Below are 6,618 nucleotides of genomic sequence, written 5' to 3' on the forward strand. Positions count from 1 at the left end.
CGACTCTTTCAAAAACTTTGTTGATTTTCAAAATCCTTTTTGCGATTGTCATTCCAAATGAGATTTCTGTGATAGATTCGTTTTAAAACGCCTCGTTTGGTCTTGAATGTTCGTTTTCTTGATTTTGGCATTGTTTTTTGAAATGCATTTTCAATTTTGTTACTTATTTTTTCAATTCGTTTATCTTTTAAGTGATAAATGAAGCTTTTATATCGTGGAGTGATTGATTTTCTGATTATTTTATAAATCACTGGATGAAAATCATCTTTACGATAAATTAAAGATCGTACTTCATTTTTGAATTCATTACAATCATTTAAATCGAATAAATCTTTGATTATTTTCAGTTGTTTGTGACATTCTTGATATTCTTCGTCAGAAATACGATTTTTATCTTTAAAAGTTTTTAATTGTTTATTTAAACTTTTTTTAGTATGAAAAATACACAATTGATGTTTAAAACCTAATTTTGGGATAATTGAGGCATATTTTTTATCTAAATCTGTCGTGATTGCAATTTTATTTTTATTTGCTGTAGATTCACTTAAAAACTTTTCAACAGTTGTATCATCTTCAGTATCGTAAATTGCATCTGCTACGATGCAATTTGAAATAGAATCAAGTAATGTGTGACGATATTTCCATTTTCCGTTGATTTTTATCCATTCTACATCAAAGACATAATAACCCGAGCAACGCCCTAAATCAAATTCTAAAATGTTTTCATTAACAAAAAGCCAATTTTCAATTGTTTGATGTGAAACCGTGATTCCAAAGAATTTTTAAATGATTTACAAACATTTTTTAAGCTTCCCAGATAATCTGAAATTAAATGTTCTGATTCACTTTTCAATTCATTCGTAAAATTGCTGTTTTTATCAACAAGACTTGTTAAATCTGTTTGAAATGTTTTATCACAACGTTTGCAAATATAACGCTGAACCTTCACATTAGTTTTACCAATTTCTTTAAATACTAATGTTCTTTTTGTAAAACCATATTTAACAACATGACGAGTTCCACAATGTGGGCATCTAGCTAAACTCATTTTAAAATAAGGAACATCCTTTTTAAAACTTAAATCAAAAGATTTCAGAGCTTTTTGACAGGATTTAAAAATTTTCACAAAACGAGGATCTGAAAGGACTAATCTTCCATTAGAATCGCAAAACATATATTGTTTAACATCTAAAATACTATTTGGAGTATTTGTTTTTTGATTAGGCATAATAAAAACTTTTACTCCACCTATTTATTAAATTTAACTATTTTTAAATAAAATTAAAAATTCACAACTAATTTTCATCAAAAAATTTCAAATCAACAAAGTTTTTGAAAGAGTCACTTTTTAGGCAAAATGACCTTAAAAGAAGAACCAGATATAGATACACAAGACTACATTTACTGCTTTGAAAAGCTAAACGGTACCCGTGAAGATGTTCTTGACCAGACTTTAACCGAGCTCTACAACCACATGGACAAATTTTCAAAAGCAAAAGGCATTGATAAATTTTCTAGAAATGCCACAATATCATTCAAAAGGTGATATGATGGACATTACAAAATTTCCCCAATACCAACTATACCTTTCTAACATTACATGTTTTAATTTATCTAAATTGCTTTAACTTGATATAATTGCTCTCAATTCACAAATAAAGGATTTAAAATGAGTTAAATATATATTAAATATAAAACAATATACTAAATGGGAAAACTGGATTTTCCACAATATCAAAGAGGTGAAAAATATGACTACAAGACTGGAAATGTTCAAAAAGGAAATGGAACCTGCAAAAGAAATCTATACCAAAGAAATCAAGGATTTTGCAAAAAACTATGACTTTTTAGGTAAAATGACATTAAAAGAAGAACCGGATATCGACACACAGGACTATATTTTCTGCTTTGAAAAACTAAACGGTACCCATGAAGATGTTCTTGACCAAACTTTAAGAGAATTCTACAGCCATATGGATGAATTTTCAAAAGCAAAAAAAATTGAAGAATTTGCACAAAACGCAAGTATCTGGTTATAGGAGACACCACATGAACATTGAAAAATTTCCACAGTACCAATTACATCTTTTAACTTTAAGAATGTCTATGTTAAAAGACATGCTAGTTCCCGAAAATTGCGATGAATGGTGTGTAAATGCAAGCATAATCAACAGAGCATATTATAGTTCCTATCTATATTGCGAATTATGGCTTGATTACATGAAAAAATTTAAAATTAAACATCCATGGGAATTTGATGATAATGAAAGGCGAATTGGAGAACATAAACAAGTTAGAAAAGCATTATCCGATTTCGGCGAAAAAAACATGAAAACAGAACTGGAAAAATTATTTTTTCTGAGAAAAAAAGCTGATTATGAACCTTTCACAGACATTACACCTAACGAAGTCACAGAAGCCATACACCACATGGGAAAAATATTCAATCACCTGAAATTCCAATGAGAGTCTGTCCAATAAATAATTTTTTCTAATTTTTTATTTTTTTACTAATTTTTCGTTGTAGATTTGCTTATTTTAAATATTGATTTCTAAAAAGTAGTTAATTATAAATATGTGAGAAGATAAATAGTTATTTAACGCAACAAAACTAAAACACTTCTCACAATTTATTTTTATGTATTTTGTGACACTTAAATGTTTTGGTTTTGTCAAAATAGTTTAGGTGTTTTGATATTTATGACTTTAGTTTATGACAATACTACTTGTAATCAGGCTATTTTTACATATATCTTTTCTGGACAGAATTTGAGTAAAGATAATATTGTTTTTACAGTTAAAAAGTTAGTGAGTAATTTTAAACGTGATTTTCCATTATTATTTAAAAGTGATTTTAAAAGTCAGGGCAGGCCTAAAGAGTATTTTTTAGATGAATTGTTGGGTTTTGTTGTTTATGGAGTTTATAATAGTCGTTTTAGTTGTAGAAAATTGGCTGATTGGATTAATAATAATGATGAATCAGTTAATTTTATTTTGAATGATAAGAAGCCTAAAAAGTCCATTATTCATTTGTTTTTACAGGAAAATACTTTGTTAATTAATGCCTTTTTCCATTATACTGTAATTTTGGGGATTAATTTGGGTTTAATTGATGGTGAATGTGTTGCTGTTGATGGGAGTATCGTAAAAGCCAATGCAAATAATTTCCGTTTGATCAAAATTGAAGAAATTGAATTTCTGCAAAATTTAATTTTTGACTATGGTGAAAATTGGACTAAAAATAGTATTTGGCATAAATTACATCAATTTTACAATCAAAATAAAAAACAAGAGGATATTAAAGAATTAATTGATGAAATAAAGAATAATTTGAATAAAAATGCTTTAATTCTTCTTAAAACTGCTTTGATCAGCATGGACAATATGAGTTATGTTCTTGATTTTTTAGACGTTTTAAAAGCTAATTATGATGGAAAACATACTATTAGTTTAACTGACCCTGAATCAAGGTGGATGATGGATAAAAAGAAAAATTTTGGATTAAATTATAATTATCAGGTTGCTGTAGACAGTAAAAATGGAATGGTCGTAGGCCAATACTTAACACAGAATGCTACAGACTCTTATGAACTATTTGAAATGTTACATGAAATAAAAATACAAATGGGAATCAATCCTAAAGTATTAGTGGCAGATAACGGATATATGAATGATAACGTAATAAAATACGCATATGAAAACAACATAAGATTATTAATTCCTGACAGATCAGAAAGCAGCAAATCCAAGCCTAAAAATGATGATAATCCTTATGCAAAAGCCAAATTCATTTATGAATGGAAAACAGACTCAATCATCTGCCCAATGGGCGAACACTTACATTATAAAAACGATAGAAAATTAAATGGAGAATGGATGAGAGTATACTCAACAAACAAATGTAAAACTTGTCCAGTTAAAAATATATGCACTCAGAGCAGAGTAAAAGAGATTTTTGAACCTGTCGATGATTTAAGATGGAAAATGAAAGCAGATTTTCTAACTCCTGAAGGAAAAATTTACTACAAAAAAAGAGCAAATCTAAACGAAGCTCATTTCGGATTACTCCGAAATGCTCGTAATTTCCAAAAACTAAACAGGAATGGTATGAAAAATGCAGAAAAAGAACTAACAATGCGTTCAATAGCACATAATATACAAAAAATACACGAAAAATTAAATGCAACATTAATTTAAATAAACAGACAATCAAATATAATCACGCACTCAAACATAAAATCAAGAATAAACAAACGACAATTTAAGCAAAAGCAACCAAAAAATATTCAAAATTATCTAAAAAAAGTAATGAAGTGAAATTTCAAGTGTAAAATAACTCCCGAAATCCCACTAATCCTATAATCAAAGCACAATCCTTTAATTAAAATCCAATCAAAAAATTTAATTATTGGACGAACTCAATGAACTATTTTTTTTAAAACACAAAAAAATTACAAGCTCAAATCAAAATTGATTAATAAAAAAAGAAAAAAATACTACACTCCCACTATGAGCTCTGAGAACGGAACTGAAAAGTATGCCTCAATCGGAGCTGCAATGAGAAGCAGTATGATTGAAATTACAAATATCACCAGACTCTGAATCAGCACCTTTTTGTTTTCTTCAAATGCCATAAAAGCCCCTTTTCTGGCCATCATTGCCCTTAAAAACCTGAAGATAAACATGAAAAGCAATATTCCCGCTACTGACTCGAGAACTGTTGCGGTTATCTCAAATATCCCGTGAGGAATAAGGTATACAAGGTAGCGAAGCCCTCCATTAGAGCTTACGGCACTAAGTAGCGGCCCAGTAGCTCCCAGATTTGCGGCATTATATAAAAGCATCACAATTGCGGCAATTGCGAAAAATACAGACCCCAGATAGGTCATAAGTCCGCCCATTTCGTTGTGGACAAATATGCTGAGCGCATCTGCACTATCCACAGCAGTACCACCGGAAGGTGTAGCATTCATGGCTCCGGTCAAGTTTTCAATATTGGAGCTTACAACATCTGCTGAAACAATCCATGTTGCTGCAAAGACTATTATGAAAATGACATAAAATACCACTATCAGTTTCCAGTTATCCCTAATGGATTCAACCGCCAAATCCTTAAATTTTGTTAATATGCTCATGATTAATAATATGACATATATTATATAATAAGGATTTTGTCAGATAAACTTCACACATAGAAAAGCATATGGAGTGATAAAACTTAATTATTATCATGAAGGCGACACAACTGCACAATGAAATCAAGGAAAACTTAAAAGACTATCCTATAAAATATCTGAAAAACAAGGTTACAGACGAAAGATACAAAGATCCATTAACAAAAAGCCTTGCAAAGTACAATTCAGAGGCATGGGATGAAATTTTTGCCCTTGAAATTGATGAGGACTACGATATCAAGGACGGAGTGGTTGAAAACCTCAAAAACGACGTCGACTACTACTTTGACACCTATGCCGGAGGGGACGAGGAGACAAGGGAATTTACAAAATACATTTCACTATATCTCGCACTGATGGCAAAAAGACCTCTGCATCCTGTTGGGGAAAGTCCTGCCAAAGACCAGGTCTTTTTGGAAAACGACGAATACAAATGCAAACAAAGAATCATGAGCATCAAGGATGAAAATTCACTTTGCAGATACTGCGTTTGCAAGAATGCCGGCTTTTCATTCGGATTTTAAGTGAAAACATGTCCAACGAATGCCTCGATATGTACGATGAGCTTTCAGAGATTGCCTCCTGTGCAGATGAGATTGCTGCAGGAAGCATTTTGGAAATTCTTAAAAGGTACTGTGAGAGCATTTCCATATTTGACATGATGGATTTTACCTCACAGGTCATAAAGGAAAACCGGTATGTTCAGGAAAGCTACAGAAACGAAAGCCAGAAGTCATATATCGAATCGTTTCTGATGCGCGTCAGGGACATTTCAAAGGACACCTCAGATTATCCCGACATCGTTGATAAAAACGAATTGTGCAGAGCCATCGAAACTTTACGGCCAAACCATCATGATGAAGATAAAACAGATAAGGTTGCGCTAATTTTTGAGATTGCATCAATATATGCCACTTTTGTTTTGAAAGACCCGATTCATCCTGTGGGAACTCCGTTTCCGGGATCGCTGAAAGTTGAAAAGGTAGACGGCGAGTTTTTATGCCCAGTAAAGGATGCAAATCGTGAAACTCCAAATGCCGTGTGCAACATCTGCCTTGCCAAGCAGCTGGACTTTTAATACATTCTAAATATTATTTTTAAAGCTTATTTTTTAATTTTAAGATGTAAGCAAGTGCTTACACTCGAATAAGTTTATATATGAGCCAAATCATACAATTAACTATCTGATAAATACCCCACACTTATCAGATTAAACACGAAAAATTGTATTTCATTAGATTTTTACAACCCCCCCAAAATGTAAAAAACAATTGAAAAAAAATTATTTTCACTTCATTCGATTAAAAAAAAAATTCCGGTGAAAATATGGTGATTTTCACCGTAACACTGGAATTTTAAACTATTTTTAAAAATAATTAAAACCTTTTTCATTTGCTAACGTGCACACCATCAAATCTAAAATTTAGTTTAAAATTTTTAAATA

At 30.9% G+C, this 6,618-nt stretch carries 8 protein-coding genes; 6 read left to right on the forward strand and 2 right to left on the reverse strand.

The window, feature by feature from the left end:
• Positions 1-712: 712 nt before the first annotated feature.
• Positions 713-1,228, reverse strand: a complete 516-nt coding sequence (locus tag ACKI2P_RS09730; protein ID WP_407377226.1) for a hypothetical protein — start codon at positions 1,226-1,228, stop codon at positions 713-715.
• 129 nt (positions 1,229-1,357) lie between these two features.
• On the opposite strand from ACKI2P_RS09730, the gene ACKI2P_RS09735 reads away from it, so the two are divergent.
• From ACKI2P_RS09735 to ACKI2P_RS09750, 4 genes are all read left to right on the forward strand, one after another.
• A complete protein-coding gene (locus ACKI2P_RS09735) occupies positions 1,358-1,546 on the forward strand; it encodes a hypothetical protein (RefSeq protein ID WP_407377227.1) in 189 nt (62 codons plus the stop codon).
• A gap of 205 nt (positions 1,547-1,751) precedes the next feature.
• Positions 1,752-2,039, forward strand: coding sequence for a hypothetical protein (locus ACKI2P_RS09740; protein WP_407377228.1), 288 nt, complete (start codon positions 1,752-1,754; stop codon positions 2,037-2,039).
• Positions 2,040-2,049: 10 nt separating this feature from the next.
• The gene (locus ACKI2P_RS09745; protein WP_407377229.1) at positions 2,050-2,466 is read left to right on the forward strand and encodes a hypothetical protein; all 417 of its coding nucleotides are present in this window, start codon (positions 2,050-2,052) and stop codon (positions 2,464-2,466) included.
• A 234-nt stretch (positions 2,467-2,700) separates the two neighbouring features.
• Complete coding sequence (locus ACKI2P_RS09750; protein ID WP_407377230.1) at positions 2,701-4,197, forward strand: transposase; 1,497 nt, start codon at positions 2,701-2,703, stop codon at positions 4,195-4,197.
• A gap of 299 nt (positions 4,198-4,496) precedes the next feature.
• On the opposite strand, the gene ACKI2P_RS09755 is transcribed toward ACKI2P_RS09750, so the two are convergent.
• Positions 4,497-5,135: a stage II sporulation protein M gene (locus tag ACKI2P_RS09755; protein WP_407377231.1), complete on the reverse strand. Its 639-nt coding sequence runs from the start codon at positions 5,133-5,135 to the stop codon at positions 4,497-4,499.
• A 95-nt stretch (positions 5,136-5,230) separates the two neighbouring features.
• Here ACKI2P_RS09755 and ACKI2P_RS09760 point away from each other — a divergent pair, with 95 nt between their 5' ends.
• Both ACKI2P_RS09760 and ACKI2P_RS09765 read left to right on the forward strand, forming a co-directional pair.
• Positions 5,231-5,698, forward strand: a complete 468-nt coding sequence (locus ACKI2P_RS09760) for a DUF2115 family protein (RefSeq protein WP_407377232.1) — start codon at positions 5,231-5,233, stop codon at positions 5,696-5,698.
• A gap of 8 nt (positions 5,699-5,706) precedes the next feature.
• The gene (locus ACKI2P_RS09765; protein WP_407377233.1) at positions 5,707-6,252 is read left to right on the forward strand and encodes a DUF2115 family protein; all 546 of its coding nucleotides are present in this window, start codon (positions 5,707-5,709) and stop codon (positions 6,250-6,252) included.
• Positions 6,253-6,618: the final 366 nt, after the last annotated feature.

It is taken from the genome of Methanobrevibacter sp. (genome assembly GCF_045541095.1).
Taxonomy (GTDB): Archaea; Methanobacteriota; Methanobacteria; order Methanobacteriales; family Methanobacteriaceae; genus Methanocatella.

Coding starts and splice junctions, on each gene's coding strand:
- ACKI2P_RS09730 (WP_407377226.1), bottom strand. CDS start 1,228: ATGCCTAATCAAAAAACAAATACTCCAAATAGTATTTTAGATGTTAAA.
- ACKI2P_RS09735 (WP_407377227.1), top strand. CDS start 1,358: ATGACCTTAAAAGAAGAACCAGATATAGATACACAAGACTACATTTAC.
- ACKI2P_RS09740 (WP_407377228.1), top strand. CDS start 1,752: ATGACTACAAGACTGGAAATGTTCAAAAAGGAAATGGAACCTGCAAAA.
- ACKI2P_RS09745 (WP_407377229.1), top strand. CDS start 2,050: ATGAACATTGAAAAATTTCCACAGTACCAATTACATCTTTTAACTTTA.
- ACKI2P_RS09750 (WP_407377230.1), top strand. CDS start 2,701: ATGACTTTAGTTTATGACAATACTACTTGTAATCAGGCTATTTTTACA.
- ACKI2P_RS09755 (WP_407377231.1), bottom strand. CDS start 5,135: ATGAGCATATTAACAAAATTTAAGGATTTGGCGGTTGAATCCATTAGG.
- ACKI2P_RS09760 (WP_407377232.1), top strand. CDS start 5,231: ATGAAGGCGACACAACTGCACAATGAAATCAAGGAAAACTTAAAAGAC.
- ACKI2P_RS09765 (WP_407377233.1), top strand. CDS start 5,707: ATGTCCAACGAATGCCTCGATATGTACGATGAGCTTTCAGAGATTGCC.